This is a genomic window from Pseudomonas sp. BF-B-30 (genome assembly GCF_019956305.1).
Taxonomy (GTDB): domain Bacteria; phylum Pseudomonadota; class Gammaproteobacteria; order Pseudomonadales; family Pseudomonadaceae; genus Aquipseudomonas; species Aquipseudomonas jessenii.
This window is the reverse complement of the sequence record NZ_JAHBDG010000003.1, coordinates 15,787-30,661: the sequence shown is the minus strand read 5'-3', so window position 1 is coordinate 30,661 and position 14,875 is coordinate 15,787. Positions and strand designations below refer to the sequence as shown.

Sequence of the window (14,875 nt, the reverse complement as noted above, 5' to 3'; positions counted from 1 at the left end):
CCCGGGCAATCAATCGGCTACTTCAAGCACGACTTTCTGCGACTTGCCGGAGGCCTTGGCCTTGCCTTCCTTGCCGCCATTACACTCCACTGGCAGCCGCGCAGAAAGAACGATCGGCAAAGACTGCGGCGAGGCGAAAGACTCGCGGCGAGGAAGAAATCAGGCTCCATTGCATGGCCGGCACCCGCCAGGCACTGGCCGAGCTGATGGCCTGGAGCGGCATCGAGGAACAGGGCGAGGCAATGACGCTGATGATTCACCATCTGCACGGGCTTGGCCCCGGCGGCGCCCTTCCCCTACTCGAACCTCCGCGACACGAATACGTGATACCCGAAAACGTGTCGCGGAAATTGAAGCTCGCCTTTGAAAGGGAAGCACTCCGCCTCGGAAAAGATTAGAGAGGCTGAACTTGCACTTGCAACAATGGAGCGGGCTGCTGAATTACAGTACGGAGGATACTGGCAAAAACACGCACGCTACCCTCTCCTGATTCAGTGTCAATCTGAACCGCTCCTTCGTCGTCCACCACCTGGCCACGGCGATTTAAAAGAAACCTCGCAGCCTCAAACTGGGCATTTCCACTGAATTTCACTTCGACCAAAACCTGGGCGAAACATGCTTTATCGAAAGCCAAAGGCCCGATATTGATAGAGAAGTGCTTGCCAAGCACCTCACCTGTCACCGTGGTGCCATCAGCTGATCGATTAACAGACACTCCAGGGAAAAAGTCGCTACCCAGACTTTCCCAATGTTTGGATAGCTCAACGAAGCTTTCTTTCGCTTTGTTCCAATCCCGTTTCACCATCGCTAAATACGACGTGATCACTTCTGGGTCTTGTGTGAAATCCATGTAAATGCTCCCGAAAGAATTTCCTTAGGCTCGACCTGAGCACGTCCTTTTTAGTGGTTTTGACATTCAATTGCCACCACAAATCGCCACCACCGGTCACGGAGGGCGGCGCCTATCCTCTATATTTTTGCCTGAGCATCCATTCCAGTTCGGAAACTGTTTTTGCATATAGATCTTTTGCAGAATCCGTTATCACTCGGCAACTGCTGGAGAAGTTTCCGTAATTTTCGACGCCCGGCGCATTGGCATACAACATGACGATACGCATGGTGTTGTCCATGTATTTGTCGGTGAAAATGTTTGCCGGTCCGCTGAAGTTTTTTTCTTCTTGTGGAGTGAAAAACACAACTGCTGTGCTCCATGCGCGATTGTATGCCTGCAGGGCACTCAACCATTTTTGCTTAGCAGTTTCTTCCGCAATCTCCAGTTCCTCGTTTGGGACGCCGTTTGTGTGCATCAAGTGAGCACACCGACGTTCAACGCAAAACAGGAAGCCTCGCAGAGTATGAAGATCGGTCGCAGCGTCTTTTAAATCCTTTAGGGATTTAAATCTCTCGGCGTGCCTGAACTGGGATTTCCACGCATTCAACGTAAGGATCGCCACCACAGCAGCAATAGCGGTAGCCAGAAAGCTTGTACCCTCCAAGGCATCCTTAGTTTTTGTGTAGTCGCCAAAAACTGGTTGCCACACTACTCCGGCCATAAAAAGTCCGGCCGCAATGGCCGTCAATGTAACTACATCGCTTCGCTTCATTTGATGCGCTTCCCGTCCCTGATTTTTACGCAAACACAAATACCCCACTTCAACGAATCACGCCAGCCGGTGGCTATTTGTATTGGCTGTTGGCAGACATCTGCCAGTAAAGATCCCAAACGCACTGAAACAACTGCTCGTACTCATCTAGCGAAATAGCTGAGCGGCTTGCGTCGAACGAAATGATTTTCTCGAAAAGAGATCGAGACTCTTCTTTCGGAAACTCAGAAGGCAAAAGTGGGTGTAGCTCACTGAGCAAAGCATGGACCCGATGGGGAGCACTACCACCGGTAGCCATTGCCTCAAGCGCTTTTGTCAGTTGCTCAACCGTTTTGTACGGATCTTTCACAGCTTCACCTCATTTCCTTTTGGCAACAGCGTTTGTCCGGATGCAGCGGAAGCACTGGTCGCAGCCAACGCAGCGGACATCATTGAGCTTTACCAGAAGCTTGCTGCCTAAACCGCCATCCTTAAACGTCAATCAGGCAGCCTGTCGGGTGCGAATCGACTGTTGGAATAGACCCGGTGCCTTGGTGCTCTGCGATCCACTTCCGAGTCAGATCCACATCGAAGCGCCAACCGTGGGCTTTCATCAGAGCGAGCGCCGTTCCCGTGATTCGATAGCGCCCGCACTCGGGGCAGTCTCTCTCCACGTAATCAGCACCAGTATCAGCGCTCGCCGCAGAATCACCACAAATTAAGCACTTCATGACGAACTCCTTTTGGCGGATTACTCAACTGTAGCTGACCCAATCCATCCCTCCACCTCCCGGGCATGCCCCGGCATAGGATGCCCCATGCCCACAGAAAACAAACTCGCCTTGAAGCGCCAGCGCGTCGAGCACGTCAACCAGGCAATCCGGATCATCGCCGACCACGGACGTCGGTTCTTTTTCAGTCAGACTATGAACCGCTACGCCAGCATGGAAGTCGATGCCCGCGGCAAGGTCTGGTTTATCGACGACTACAGCGGCAGGCGTGTCTTCACCCATGAAACGGTGTGGGGCGGCCGGTGGCGCGGATTCACCCATGGCGGCACGCTGAAGGATATGGTCAAGGCTTTTCGGGACTACATCTGCACCGGCGAACCGCTGCACCCTGGCTATCTCGGCCCTGAACGCTTCAACGACAGCAACATCTGGGGTTATGACGAAGCGGGCATGAAGGCTGTGCGCGAGCAGACCGGCACCCTTCCCGTGTTCCGGCAGCCTCAAGCCGACGCTGCCTGACCCTCCCACGCTGCCCGTTATACGTATTGTTTGACGGACACCGTGCACCACCGAAAGGTTAGGCAATGATACATTTTAAATGTTTTCGATATCTGGCATCGGCCCTGCAGCATCGAGGATCTCTGCGAGGACCTTGGCGTCCGTGACATCGGCGACGTTTTCAAATCCTCTTTTTTTCAACTCTTCGGCCATCCCAGCCCTCCAAACCCGAACAGCCGCAGCTACTCGTTGGAGTTTCTGGATCGGTTCAGATTTTTCCATCTCCTCTTCCATTTTTTCAATGGAATCGCGGACTTTTTGTGCCTCTTCGCCACTGATTGTCAACACTCTAACGTCTCACTTTATTGGTTGATATTAAGTACACCGGGCGCCCGCCCAACATCAAAACGCCATGTTCTACCCCACTTCAACGAATCACGCCAGCCGGCGAGGATCCACAATGCCTACAGCAATCGATTTGTTCGCCGGTCTCGGCGGATGGTCAACCGGTGCCCGCAATGCCGGTATCGAAGTTATCTGGGCCGCCAATCACTGGCCGGTTGCGGTTGAGTGGCACAGCGCCAATCACCCGGAAGCCATCCACATCTGCCAGGACTTACACCAAGCGGACTGGTCGAAGGTCCCGGCCCACGACATCATGCTGGCTTCGCCATGCTGCCAAGGTCACTCGAAGGCACGCGGCAAAAAGTCGGGCAACGCGCAGCACGATGCGTCCAGGTCGACAGCCTGGGCTGTCGTATCGGCCGCCGAGTTCCACCGGCCGGAAGTGGTGCTGGTCGAGAATGTCGAAGAGTTCACGGACTGGACTTTGTATCCCGCCTGGTCGCAGGCGATGACTGCGCTGGGCTACATGATCGCGCCGCATGTTGTCGATTGCGCCGATCTCGGCGTACCCCAGCACCGAGTGCGCCTGTTTCTGGTCTGCACTCGGAGCAAGGCTCCGCTGATGCTTCAGCTTCACCGACACCAACACGTGCCAGCCGCCAGCTTCCTCGACTTTGACGCCGGCCGCTGGTCACCAATCGAGAAGCTAGGAAGGGCCCAGGCCACCCTAGACCGCGTGCGCAATGGGCGTGAGCGCTTCGGCGAACGCTTCATCATGCCCTACTACGGAAAAGGCTCCGGCCTGACTGGACGCGATATCAACCGTCCGATAGGCACCATCACCACGCTCGACCGCTGGGCATTGGTCCGAGGTGGCGAGATGCGGATGCTCTCAGCGAATGAGGCGCTAGCAGCGATGTCGTTTCCGGCCAATACCAAGCGTCCAGACAATCATCGGCTGACCATGCACATGGCCGGCAACGCGGCTCCGCCACTAGCAGGGCAACGAATCATTGAGGCATTAATGGTAGCGGCATAACTGACAAGAGCTGTCTCAGGACTCGGAAAGTCCGTTCTTTGGTAGGACTTGAACGATCCAGTTTTGACGACCGGCATCAAGACTCAACTCGATATTGAATCTTCTCGATTTTGGTTCTTCAAGACCATTCAAATAACTCACTACTACCGAACCAGAATAGTAATCAGCGCCACCCGGAAACACACTCACAAAGCTTGTATCCTGCAAATTGCCCAGCAAATCCAAACTCAATACATCTTTAGAATCTATACTTACTTTAAAGCAAGTAATGGTGTGGCCGCCGTTAAAAATCCTAAAACGAAATGTTAGCCCTTCAAAACTTTGTCCACCGAAGCCACCATTCATTGAAAATTTTGGTTCGATAGAGGACGCAAGACGCCTGTTCTCAAGCTCTGCGTTTGCCTTAGCCATATTTAACTGATCGGTGGATATGCCGACTAATTCTTTTTGCTGATCAACCGAAGCCTTCAATTCCGACGCCTGCAAATTTAGCGCGGCCGTCCCTTGACGAAGTTCAATCCCCTGCTGGAAAAAACCCAACACCAGCCAGAGAATTGCCAAAGGGCCAAACGCACCTGCAAGGAAATCCCCGACCTCGTTCAAACCCATGGTTTGAAGCGTTTGAATTCGACCGCCTACCAGCCACCAGGAAAAAAAAACGTATCCCACGGTAAGAACGATTCCAATTATTGCCAGCACCCTGCCCATAACGCCCTCCTTTAACAAATGCCTGAAGCATACCGCGTGAAGGTATCAAGGTGTCCCCACATGCCAACAGAAAACAAACCGGCCGAGCCGCTGAAGGTTGAGCGCTCGACAGTCACGAAGCTGGTAATCACCGGCGCGCCACGCGCTCGACCCGATCACCGTGTTCCTCGAGGACTTCGGTTGTCGTGACTGTCCTACCGAATTCAACCCGAACTACCAGACCGCCCAGGGCAAGATCACCATCAACTGCTGGAACAAGAGCTGGAGCGCTTACTGGGGCGGCATGGGGTCGCGCACCGTCGCGGAGTTCGTCGCCGATTTAGGCTGGGACTACATTTTGAACTGCCTGGATCGCGGGACCAGCAGCACGCGATTCAGCGGTGACGCGCTCCATACCCTAGCCAAGAAGTGCATCGTTCAGCGCCGCCGTCAACAGACCGGGCGACACGACTGGGAACTGGGCGAACTGAGCAAAGGTGAAGCCTATGAGCTTTGGCATGACATCGATGTTCTGCGCAGTATCGAGAGCTCGAACGAATGCTGGCATCACAGCAAGCTGCTGACCGAGCTATTCGGAGATGAATGGCATTACCCGCTCGATGGGAAGGCCGTCGAAGAAAACCATGATTTCACGTACTTGCGTCGCGTTGTCGAGGCCGTACAGGCAGCGCTGCCCCAGCAACAGCAACAGCAACAGGTCGCCGCATGAAGCGCATCTATCTCAGCTTTGTTCAAGGTAACTGGCTGTCGACCCAGCGTTCAGCTGCAGCCATCCCTCTGCAAGCGCGGTTTGATAGTCAGTCCAAGGACCGGGCAGGTCAGCGACAGTGTTGGCCAGGCCAGCGACTTCACTGCTCTGTAGGATATGCGCAGCGAATGGTGAATCGTCATTGGGCTTTGCCCAATCGAACTTTATAAACAACAGATGCCCACGGTATTCGTGAACGATCGGCGCATCCAGATTGTGCGACATGACCCTCTCCAGTGGGCTGCCCTACGACAGCAGATAGTTTCAACCATTTCGGCAAGATGCTCTATTAAGGCAAATTGCCAGCCCCAATCTTAAAGTCAGCCGCTATAGCGGCATCGAGTCACCTAAGACTTTCAACTATCAGGATCCATCCCGCCTACAGAATTTATAAACGCATCCCACCGTTCATACGCATCGTGCTGTCGCTTTGTTGCTGCAACCCACTCAGGGCCTGAGACGCATTTTGATGACACAAGCATCATCATCCCCATTGTTGCGGCATCTAGCTCCATTAATAGCTCATGTGAATCAATTCTAAAATCGTCGATAGATGCCATGATCTGCGCCCTGAGCGGACAGCACCGCCATTGAGAAACGGTTGCCTCTCAATCGGTGGAGTAGGGCCGCGGTACGTGATTCATCTGACCTGACCACCGGCAGCTCCCCTCTCCCCTTCAAAGTCAGCCGCTATAGCGGCAAGGACGAAGTCATGCCTGAAGAAATCAAATTGATACAGCCGGCGCCAGTCGTGCGCGACGAGATGGGTTCGTTCCAGCACCCAGACATGCCTGACTTCGACGAGGGCGACGGTGAAAAGTGCAAAGCCTGGGTAGCGGAACAGGGCCTGACCGTTGCGCAGGTGAGCCTTGAGTACGCCGACGAAGCCGTCGCTGAGCGCTACTTCGAATCCGGCGATCCCGATTACAGCTACTGGGAGCCTGACCGCCCCGGAGGCGAGGATTGGTTCTGTCTGGCGATTCACGATACTGACGACGGCCCTGTCTGCTGGTGGGCGCGCCGCGAGGTGACTCCATGAACCACTCTGACAAAGGCGAAGGCGCCAGGCCAAAAGCCATCGCGTCCCGAACGATTTGCACGTCGGGTGCACCTTCGGGGAGTTTGAGAAGTACGGCCAAGCCTGCCTTGACCCACTGCGCATCGCGCATTCGTAACTGCTCGCATAGCCCGTCACGCTGGGCGCAATACAGTCGCTTGAGCCGACGAACACGGCGAATGTAGTGGCCATCACGCATAAATTGCGCCGTGGCCAGTTGTATGACGGGGGAAGGCGCGGGGGCAAGCGTCGCAGCCACCTCAGAGAACGCAGTCACCAGGTCGGTTGGAGCTACTACAAATCCAAGTCGCAGTCCCGGGCTTATCGTCTTGCTGAAAGAACCGATGTGGATAACCCGGTTGCTCCTGTCTAAAGACGCCAGCGCCGGGGCCGCCCTGCCCTACAGCTGCAGCTGCAGCTGCAGCTCGCTGAGGTAGTCATCTTCGATGATCCAGGCGTCGTTGGAGACTGCCCATTCGAGCAGTAGAAGCCGTCGCCTCAATGGCCAGCAATACCCGAGCACCAAATCAAAGGGTTGAGATTCGCCTCGTCCTCGAACAAGAAGAAGTAGCGTAGGCATTCTTTTACTTTAGATATTCATTCATATCAGCAACAAGCTCCTCGATTGCCTCAGTGAAGTCGTCTGCGGTGATCGGAGTCTTGTTATTGTCCAAAGTCTTGCCGAACACCTTGCGCGCGACTCTGAACATTGGCTCATTCGCGGCGTTGACCAGTAAAGCCTCGACATAAAGCTCTGAATTCTGATTCCGCTGCCCGGTAGCGACATTGACACCACCAATAGCCGCGGCTACCGGAATCACCTCGTACCACCTCATCTCCTCGTTAGATGCACTGACGCCTGTGATCGCGGTGTGCAGCACCAAAAGTCTTGAGGCGAATGGAATGGGGTCCTGCGATCCAAGTACTCGATATCGTTTGGACAGCACTTCATATACACGGGTATCAGCTGTTCTTCGCAACCGTTCAAAGGTTTGGATGTCGACGCGGTCGGTAGCCTTCGGCGCGGGGTACAGGATGAGGGGGTCAAAAATTACCGTGTCGTAATTTTTAGATCTGAACGCTGGCGACACCCAGCGCAGGGTGGGAGCGCCACTCGGCGAAAGGGTCGATTTAAGTACATCGTATCGATCCAGATAACCTGAATACTGTCCTTTATCAGTCGTCCTTGAGACACAACCGGATAGCAGGAGACAACTGAGAGCAATAACCATCGACAAATTAGTTGAACACGCCATATACGGTCTTCCTTATTGGGTAGCGTAGCCATCGAACTGTACGTGAGTGCTGTGCGCGAATCGACAAGGGAGCGTCATCTTTTGATTCGTTATCAGTCGGCGTGCTCGCTGCCGAACCCGCTTGGGTGGAACGACAAAACGACGATTTTTGACCCTGCCGAATAACGAGAGCCGGTGGCCGCCTGTAACTGTCCGCCGTCACGCACAAAATCATCTATGGAAGCGGCTATCAGGGTGGAGCAGAGTCTGTATGGACCATTTGAAAAAAAGCGCATCCGTGCTAAAACCAATGTATTCAATACTATGTATTTTTGGATGCAATCAATGCACACGACTCGCCTATTCGATGATTCGGCCCAAGGACTGAGGGGGCGTCGCAGCACAGCCGAGAGGTGTCAGGCGCTGGCTCATGGGCGCTCTGCTCTTTTGCTCGCCATGTGTTAGACGTCACCAACGTGGCCAATGCGCCCATTTCAGGAATGATAGCGAGCTTATATGCCCTCCAAAAAATCATCTTTAAGAATGAGCGGGCCTGGAGAAATTAGTACAAGCCCATTGCGTAGGTTCCCGGAAGTAGTTGACGCGATAGGGGGTTCCTCGCGAAGCGTTTTCAAAGACGCTGGTATCAGCCTTGAGCAATTTGCAAATGAAGACAACCACCTCGCCTACATTGACGTTGCACGTCTGTTCAACACGGCATTCAAACACACTCAGTGCCCCCATATTGGCCTGCTGATCGGTGAGCGCTTTTCGCTGGATAATTTGGGGCCGGTCGGTCAGCTTATGCGTCTCGCGACTACGCCAGGCGACGCATTGATCGATCTGGTCGGGCATGCCAATCTCTATGATCGTGGTGCGACCCCACTCCTTCTTCCCTTGGCGGGTCAACACAGTTTGTTGGGATATGTCATTTATCGCCACGACCTGCCCAATCAATCATTACTAGTTGACACTGCCGTCATGGTTGGCCTGCAAATGTTGCGGACATTGTTAGGCGCTAACTGGACCCCCGTTCGTGTGCAGTTTTCATATCGCAAGCCATCCGATATCAACCCGTACGTCAGAAAATTTCGCTGTAACATTCAGTTCAATGCAAGTATCTCCGGGCTTGTAATAAACAATCAGCAACTCCGGCAAATTCAATGTACGGCGAATCCACGCTTACACCATCTGCTTAAACTGGCTATTTCGACCGCCACTTCACCTTTGACGATTTCAGAACAAATAAAGAGCCAGACATACGCTCTATTATTGAAAGGCCAGGCAAACTCCAAGCACATCGCCGGTCAATTCTCATTAAATGAAAGAACGCTGCGACGCCGGCTGGATGCGGAAGGTTCTCACCTTAAAGAACTGATCACCGACTCCAGAAGCAACTTCGCGCAACAGCTCTTGAAAAATACGGATTTGCCGATATCTACAATCTCTCAGACCCTTCAGTACCAGGATCCAAACGCCTTCTCCCGCGCATTCAAAACATGGACAAATACGTCACCACAGCATTGGAGAAATGGGCTGGGGTAGCCTCCGTTGGGGGTTGATTCAACAACTTCCATACCCCCCGCTATACCGCGCGCACTGTCCGAAAATGCAAGGTGCCTTTCTGATGATTGCCGTAAAGTGAAGGCCGCAACAGGCGGGTTGCAAAGCTGATCTGCGGTTTTTTGGGCTGTTCATGAGGCTCTGGCGATTAGTTGCGCCTGCGGTTGGAGTTCCGCGCAGACACTCAAGAAAGCCGCACGAGTAAAAAACGATGCCCTGGCCTTGGGGCGATCCAAGCGATATCGCAGGAGTGAACTGATTGAGAGGGATTTCATGCCATTAAATAAAAGTATGTTGTCGATTACTGTTCTTGGTGTTCTGACACTCTTTACCAGTGGCCGCAGTGTTGCCGGTGGCCTTATGTTGTACGAAATCGCCACCGACAACGTCGGACTGGCCAATGCTGGTGCAGCGGCCCGGGCACAGGGTCCTTCGACCATAGCCAGCAACCCCGCCGGCTTGAGCTATCTCAGCGGAACACAGATCTCAGCTGGCGCTCAGGTTCTTTTTGGTGACTTATCGTTCGATCGGGACAGTGCAACCAATTCGCCGGGCACTGGCAGCGGTAACGTGCTCAATCCCATACCGGGCGGCAGTTTCTTCATCAGCCATCAACTGGATGATCGGTGGTCTGTCGGCTTCGGCTCCTATGGCGATTTCGGCCTCGCTGAAAACTACGACAACGACTGGTCAGGCCGTTATTTCGTGCAAAACGCGAGCATTGCGGGACTGTCACTGGTACCCAGTATCGCCTATCGCTTCAACGATCAGTGGTCCGTCGGCGTCGGACTGAAAGCCATGTACGGGACGTTGAAGAGCGAAGCCGCCATCGATCAGGCGCCGCTCGGACTGACACAACGGGGTGACGGCCAATACAAATACCGGGACAGCACCTGGGGTTACGGCGCCAACGCAGGCGTGATTTTTGCCCCAAAGCCCGGTACCCGGATTGGCCTGGCTTACACCAGTCAGGTTGACCTCGACTTCGAGGATCGCCTGGATGTGGAGAGCAGTGCTCCGTTGGTGAGTCGCCTCAATAGCCTCAACACCAAAATCGACCTGAAAGTACCGCAAACGGCGACCCTCAGCCTGTACCAGCAACTGGATACGCAATGGGCCGTTCTGGCCTCGGTCAATTGGCAGGACTGGTCGAAATTCGGTGACATCGGCATTGACGTAGACACGTCCAGAACCGGTTCCCGTGCCGCTTCAATCGATGCGCATTACAAAGACACGTATCAATTGGCGCTTGGCGCTCAATACCAGATGAACCAGGACTGGGTCTGGGATTTCGGTCTCGCCTATGACACGTCCGCGGTGTCCGACGGTAATCGTACGCTCACCGTGCCCATGGGCGCCGCCTGGCGCTTCGCCACAGGCTTTACTTATTCACTGAATAAAGAGACAGACGTGAATTTCAGTTGGGTCACGGTGTGGATGGGGGACATGTCCGTCGATCAGCAAAAAACGCTGTCAGGCAATCGTGTCTCAGGCGAGTTCGACAACGCCTGGATTCAAGCCCTGACTGCCAACATGACTTGGCGCTACTGAGAAAAATCCAAGAGCGTTTCAGGTGTCATGCCTGGTATCTAACCGTGGGCATGAACGCTCACGACGCCGGTTTGTACCAAATTAACGAGGTGAAAATGAACAGGAAGTCTCACAGTGGCTGGACATTGGCTGCGGCGGTCGTCGTAGGTTCAACGCTTTTCACCGGGTGCACGAGCAAGCTCGATCCGATCACACAGGCCGACAAGGCGGATGTGGCCAAGGGCGTTCCCGCGCCGAGCCTGGAGCAAACCAAGGCGATCGCCGAGGAAGGCTTTATCTACGGCTTGCCGCTGGTCATGAACTACGCCGTAATGAACGAATTCGCGGTGGACTCCAAGTCCAGCCAGTTCAAGGCCCCCTTCAACCAACTGCACCACGATCATAAGGTCGCGACCCCCGCTGACACGGCCATCATTACCCCCAACAGCGACACGCCGTACTCCTTTCTCTGGACCGACCTGCGCGCCGAGCCGTTGGTGATCACCGTGCCGGCCGTCTCCAAAAAACGCTACTACTCGGTGCAACTGATCGACGGCAACACTTATAACTACGGCTACATCGGCAGTCGGGCCACGGCCAGCGCACCCGGGAGCTATCTGATTGCAGGCCCCGACTGGAAGGGTGCGACACCTCCAGGCATCGACAAGGTGTTCAGCTCCACAACCCCTTTCGCTCTGACGCTGATCCGCACCCAGCTGTTCAATCCGGCCGACATGCCGAATGTCGAGAAGGTGCAGGCGGGTTACAAGGTTCAGCCGCTGTCCGCTTTCCTCCATCAACCCGCGCCGCCCGCTGCGCCGAAGATCGCTTTCGTGCCAGCCACCACGGAGGGCATCAAGGCCAACTTTTTCGAGTACCTGTCGGCGGCGCTGCAGTATGTGCCGCCATCGGCTGAGGACAAGGCGATCCGTGCGAAGCTGGCCAGCATCGGCGTAGGCCCCGGTCGCAGCTTCGAATTCAAGGACCTCTCGCTCGAGCACCAGGCCGTGGTCCTGCTCGGGATGAAGGCCGGAGACGAACAGGTCGACAAGTTCCTCTCGACCGGCATGAAGAATATCAACGGCTGGAGCGTCGGCGCGTTCTTCGGCGACCAGGCGTTCTACAAAGGCGACTGGCTGATGCGGGCTGGCGCCGCGAAGGCGGGTCTGTACGGCAATGACGCCGCCGAGGCGATGTACCCCATTACGCGTACCGATGGCAATGGCCAGACGTTGAATACCGGCAAGCACAACTACACGCTGACCTTCCCTGCCGGAAAACTGCCTCCCGTCAATGCCTTCTGGTCGGTGACCATGTACGACGGCAAGAGCCAGTTGCTGATCAAGAATCCGATCAACCGCTACCTGATCAATTCGCCGATGCTGTCGGCCATGAAAAAGAACGTGGACGGTTCACTGACGCTGTATATCCAGAAGGATTCGCCGGGCAAAACCAAGGAGTCCAACTGGTTGCCCGCGCCTAACGACACGGCCTATCTAGTGATGCGCCTCTATTGGCCGAAGGCCACGCCGCCTTCAATTCTTCCCGCTGGCGCAGGCAGCTGGCAGCCGCCGGCAGTGGTGGCATCGAAGTAACGCGACGCTTGCGACTGCTTGCAGTTGGCAAGCAGTCGTTTGATTGCTCAGGCAGAGATCCAGCGGGCCTTATAGCCGAAAGGGCTGAGACCACAGGGTCTGGCCTTGAATAAAAGACATTCAGGAACACATCCCTCAAGGAGTACCGCTATATGAACTTCTCGCACAAATGGATAACGGGTGCCGCACTGAGCAGCTTGTTATTGACCGGCTGCGTATCGAAAGTCACTGAAGTCGAGCAATACTCGGGCTACCTGTCCAACTACAACAACTTGCAGGAAGTCAAAACGGCAAGCGGCGGCACAACAATGCGTTGGGTCAGTCCGTCGTGGAACCCGAATGCCTATGACACCGTGGTGTTCAACAAGCTGGAGCTCTATCCCGCGCCCAAGCCCGATGAGCGGGTCAACCAGCAAACGCTGACCGACATCCAGAACTACATGACCAGTAAGGTCAAAGGCACCCTGGGTCAGAAATACCGTGTGGTTTCCAATACCAGCGCCGCGCCGGCAGGTTCCAAAACCCTGCTGATGCGTGCGGCGATCACCGGGGTGAATGCCGAAAACGAAGGGATGAAATGGTACGAAGTGGTGCCGATCGCCGCCGTGGTCGGAGCAACACAGGCCGCCACCGGCCACCGTGATCAGGACAGCACTTTGTTCATCGAGGCCGAGATTATCGATGCGGGAACCAACCAGACGGTCGCCAGGGTAGTACGCAAGGTATTTGGTACAACGCTGGAAAACGAAAGTCAGAAGATAACCGCCCAGGACTTCAAAGCGGCGATCGACAAGTTGAATGTCGATCTCTGGGCGTTCATTCGCAGTTAAACCTTGATTGAACTGCCAACAGACGTTGGCTCAATACACTACCAATAACGAGGCGCACCGCAATGAAAGTAATCCTGTCCTGGCTGTCAGTCACGTTGATGACGGTGCTGATAAGTGCCTGTTCCGCCGTCGGGTCAACCGATGGCGGCGCTGGTGAAATCGAGATTCGCTCAGGGAAGATCGAGCAGATATCGCTGACGCAGATGCAGACCAACCACGACAGTGGTGTCGGCGCCGTACTCGGTGGCCTTGGCGGTCTGGCGCTTGGCAGCTTGATCGGGGGTGGCACCGGGCGTGACGTCGCCATGGTTGCCGGCGCGCTCGCCGGTGCTGCTGGCGGTAACTACGCCGAGAAGAAAAAGTATGACCAACCGGTCGAGGCGCAACAGATCATCGTGCGGGTCAGCAGTGGCGTGCTCGTATCGGTGACCCAACCGATCAATCCGTCCCTGGCTAAGGGCTCGAAGGTGTATATCCAAGGCTCAGGCAATGATGCCCGCGTTGTGCCGCAAGGCAGTTAAGGCTGACTGTAAACGGAATTCGACATGACCAAGTACATTGAACGACTCTTGCTATCACCTTTGTTTTTAGGTATTTCCGTTTCCAGCCAGGCTGACGATCAGGCGGAACTGGCTAAGCAGTCATTAAATCCAGTCGCGGCACTGTACAGCTTGCCCATTCAATACAACTGGAATCAGAAAATGGGTCCCTCCGGTAATGGAATCCAGAGCGTAACCAATATCCAGCCGGTATTACCCTTCACACTTAATGAAGATTGGAATCTGATTTCTCGCACGATCCTCCCGATCATTGATCAGCACGGGTTGGCACCGAGGGGTATCGCCGATAAAAGCGGAGTGGGCGACACCTCGCAAAGCTTCTTTTTCTCGCCCAAAAAGCCCACCGAGGACGGCTGGATCTGGGGCGCAGGCCCCGCGTTGTTGTTACCGACCGGCAGTGATGAGCTTCTGAGTAGCGAACAATGGGGAATTGGACCGACAGCGGTGGCATTGAAGCAAGCCAACGGTTGGACGACCGGTATTCTGGCGAACCATATCTGGTCACTGGACAACGACCCGGCCGATGACAAGGAGAAGGTCAACCAGACGTATCTACAACCCTTCCTGGTTTATACGACAACGTCGTACACCAGTTTTGGAATTAATACCGAATCCACTTACGACTGGGAAGCCAGGGAGTGGAATGTGCCGATCAACTTGTTCGTGACGCAATTGTTCAAAGTCGGCAAGCAGCCCATGAGCCTTCAGGTGGGACCGCGATACTGGGCGGACAGTCCTGAAGAGGGTGCACACGGCTGGGGCTTTCGAGTGGCGTACACCCTCCTTTTTCCTAAGTGAAACTAGAATATCACCGGACCTGCAGTTAACTGGCCGACTCACTCATCCAATACGA

At 54.8% G+C, this 14,875-nt stretch carries 19 protein-coding genes and 1 pseudogene; 11 read left to right on the top strand and 9 right to left on the bottom strand.

Features of this window, described 5'->3' with window-relative positions; translation table 11 throughout:
• Positions 1–89: 89 nt before the first annotated feature.
• Positions 90–398 (top strand): hypothetical protein, encoded by a 309-nt coding sequence (locus tag KGB29_RS01700; protein WP_223616245.1) that lies wholly within the window; start codon positions 90–92, stop codon positions 396–398.
• Here KGB29_RS01700 and KGB29_RS01695 read toward each other — a convergent pair.
• From KGB29_RS01695 to KGB29_RS01685, 3 genes are all read right to left on the bottom strand, one after another.
• A complete protein-coding gene (locus tag KGB29_RS01695; protein WP_223616209.1) occupies positions 395–850 on the bottom strand; it encodes a hypothetical protein in 456 nt (151 codons plus the stop codon). The genes KGB29_RS01700 and KGB29_RS01695 overlap by 4 nt on opposite strands.
• Positions 851–962: 112 nt before the next feature.
• On the bottom strand, positions 963–1,604 hold the full coding sequence (locus KGB29_RS01690) for a hypothetical protein (protein ID WP_223616208.1): 642 nt from the start codon (positions 1,602–1,604) through the stop codon (positions 963–965).
• Positions 1,605–1,677: 73 nt separating this feature from the next.
• Positions 1,678–1,953, bottom strand: coding sequence for a hypothetical protein (locus KGB29_RS01685; RefSeq protein ID WP_223616207.1), 276 nt, complete (start codon positions 1,951–1,953; stop codon positions 1,678–1,680).
• A gap of 448 nt (positions 1,954–2,401) precedes the next feature.
• Here KGB29_RS01685 and KGB29_RS01680 point away from each other — a divergent pair, with 448 nt between their 5' ends.
• Positions 2,402–2,833, top strand: a complete 432-nt coding sequence (locus tag KGB29_RS01680; RefSeq protein WP_223616206.1) for a hypothetical protein — start codon at positions 2,402–2,404, stop codon at positions 2,831–2,833.
• A 75-nt stretch (positions 2,834–2,908) separates the two neighbouring features.
• On the opposite strand, the gene KGB29_RS01675 is transcribed toward KGB29_RS01680, so the two are convergent.
• Positions 2,909–3,160, bottom strand: coding sequence for a hypothetical protein (locus tag KGB29_RS01675; protein WP_223616205.1), 252 nt, complete (start codon positions 3,158–3,160; stop codon positions 2,909–2,911).
• 112 nt (positions 3,161–3,272) lie between these two features.
• On the opposite strand from KGB29_RS01675, the gene KGB29_RS01670 reads away from it, so the two are divergent.
• Complete coding sequence (locus KGB29_RS01670) at positions 3,273–4,196, top strand: DNA cytosine methyltransferase (RefSeq protein WP_223616204.1); 924 nt, start codon at positions 3,273–3,275, stop codon at positions 4,194–4,196.
• 15 nt (positions 4,197–4,211) lie between these two features.
• Here the strand turns inward: KGB29_RS01670 and KGB29_RS01665 are convergent, their stop codons facing one another.
• On the bottom strand, positions 4,212–4,904 hold the full coding sequence (locus KGB29_RS01665) for a hypothetical protein (RefSeq protein ID WP_223616203.1): 693 nt from the start codon (positions 4,902–4,904) through the stop codon (positions 4,212–4,214).
• Positions 4,905–5,064: 160 nt separating this feature from the next.
• Between KGB29_RS01665 and KGB29_RS01660 the strand changes: the two genes are divergently transcribed.
• A complete protein-coding gene (locus tag KGB29_RS01660; RefSeq protein ID WP_223616201.1) occupies positions 5,065–5,613 on the top strand; it encodes a hypothetical protein in 549 nt (182 codons plus the stop codon).
• Between the two features lie 12 nt (positions 5,614–5,625).
• Here the strand turns inward: KGB29_RS01660 and KGB29_RS01655 are convergent, their stop codons facing one another.
• On the bottom strand, positions 5,626–5,877 hold the full coding sequence (locus KGB29_RS01655) for a hypothetical protein (protein ID WP_223616200.1): 252 nt from the start codon (positions 5,875–5,877) through the stop codon (positions 5,626–5,628).
• A gap of 131 nt (positions 5,878–6,008) precedes the next feature.
• Positions 6,009–6,212 (bottom strand): hypothetical protein, encoded by a 204-nt coding sequence (locus KGB29_RS01650; protein ID WP_223616199.1) that lies wholly within the window; start codon positions 6,210–6,212, stop codon positions 6,009–6,011.
• Positions 6,213–6,364: 152 nt separating this feature from the next.
• Between KGB29_RS01650 and KGB29_RS01645 the strand changes: the two genes are divergently transcribed.
• Positions 6,365–6,691: a hypothetical protein gene (locus KGB29_RS01645; RefSeq protein WP_223616198.1), complete on the top strand. Its 327-nt coding sequence runs from the start codon at positions 6,365–6,367 to the stop codon at positions 6,689–6,691.
• A 115-nt stretch (positions 6,692–6,806) separates the two neighbouring features.
• Here KGB29_RS01645 and KGB29_RS28810 read toward each other — a convergent pair.
• Both KGB29_RS28810 and KGB29_RS01635 read right to left on the bottom strand, forming a co-directional pair.
• Positions 6,807–7,091, bottom strand: a pseudogene (locus KGB29_RS28810) (aminotransferase class I/II-fold pyridoxal phosphate-dependent enzyme); the annotation flags it as partial.
• A gap of 202 nt (positions 7,092–7,293) precedes the next feature.
• Positions 7,294–7,965: a DUF3313 domain-containing protein gene (locus KGB29_RS01635; protein ID WP_223616197.1), complete on the bottom strand. Its 672-nt coding sequence runs from the start codon at positions 7,963–7,965 to the stop codon at positions 7,294–7,296.
• A gap of 495 nt (positions 7,966–8,460) precedes the next feature.
• Between KGB29_RS01635 and KGB29_RS01630 the strand changes: the two genes are divergently transcribed.
• From KGB29_RS01630 to KGB29_RS01605, 6 genes are all read left to right on the top strand, one after another.
• Positions 8,461–9,489, top strand: a complete 1,029-nt coding sequence (locus KGB29_RS01630; RefSeq protein WP_154860575.1) for an AraC family transcriptional regulator — start codon at positions 8,461–8,463, stop codon at positions 9,487–9,489.
• Positions 9,490–9,798: 309 nt separating this feature from the next.
• A complete protein-coding gene (locus KGB29_RS01625) occupies positions 9,799–11,058 on the top strand; it encodes an OmpP1/FadL family transporter (protein WP_154860813.1) in 1,260 nt (419 codons plus the stop codon).
• 95 nt (positions 11,059–11,153) lie between these two features.
• Positions 11,154–12,632 (top strand): DUF1254 domain-containing protein, encoded by a 1,479-nt coding sequence (locus KGB29_RS01620; protein WP_223616196.1) that lies wholly within the window; start codon positions 11,154–11,156, stop codon positions 12,630–12,632.
• 152 nt (positions 12,633–12,784) lie between these two features.
• The gene (locus tag KGB29_RS01615) at positions 12,785–13,462 is read left to right on the top strand and encodes a DUF3313 domain-containing protein (RefSeq protein ID WP_104449464.1); all 678 of its coding nucleotides are present in this window, start codon (positions 12,785–12,787) and stop codon (positions 13,460–13,462) included.
• A 62-nt stretch (positions 13,463–13,524) separates the two neighbouring features.
• Positions 13,525–13,983, top strand: coding sequence for a glycine zipper 2TM domain-containing protein (locus tag KGB29_RS01610; protein ID WP_104449465.1), 459 nt, complete (start codon positions 13,525–13,527; stop codon positions 13,981–13,983).
• Between the two features lie 24 nt (positions 13,984–14,007).
• Complete coding sequence (locus tag KGB29_RS01605) at positions 14,008–14,820, top strand: hypothetical protein (protein ID WP_077182758.1); 813 nt, start codon at positions 14,008–14,010, stop codon at positions 14,818–14,820.
• Positions 14,821–14,875: the final 55 nt, after the last annotated feature.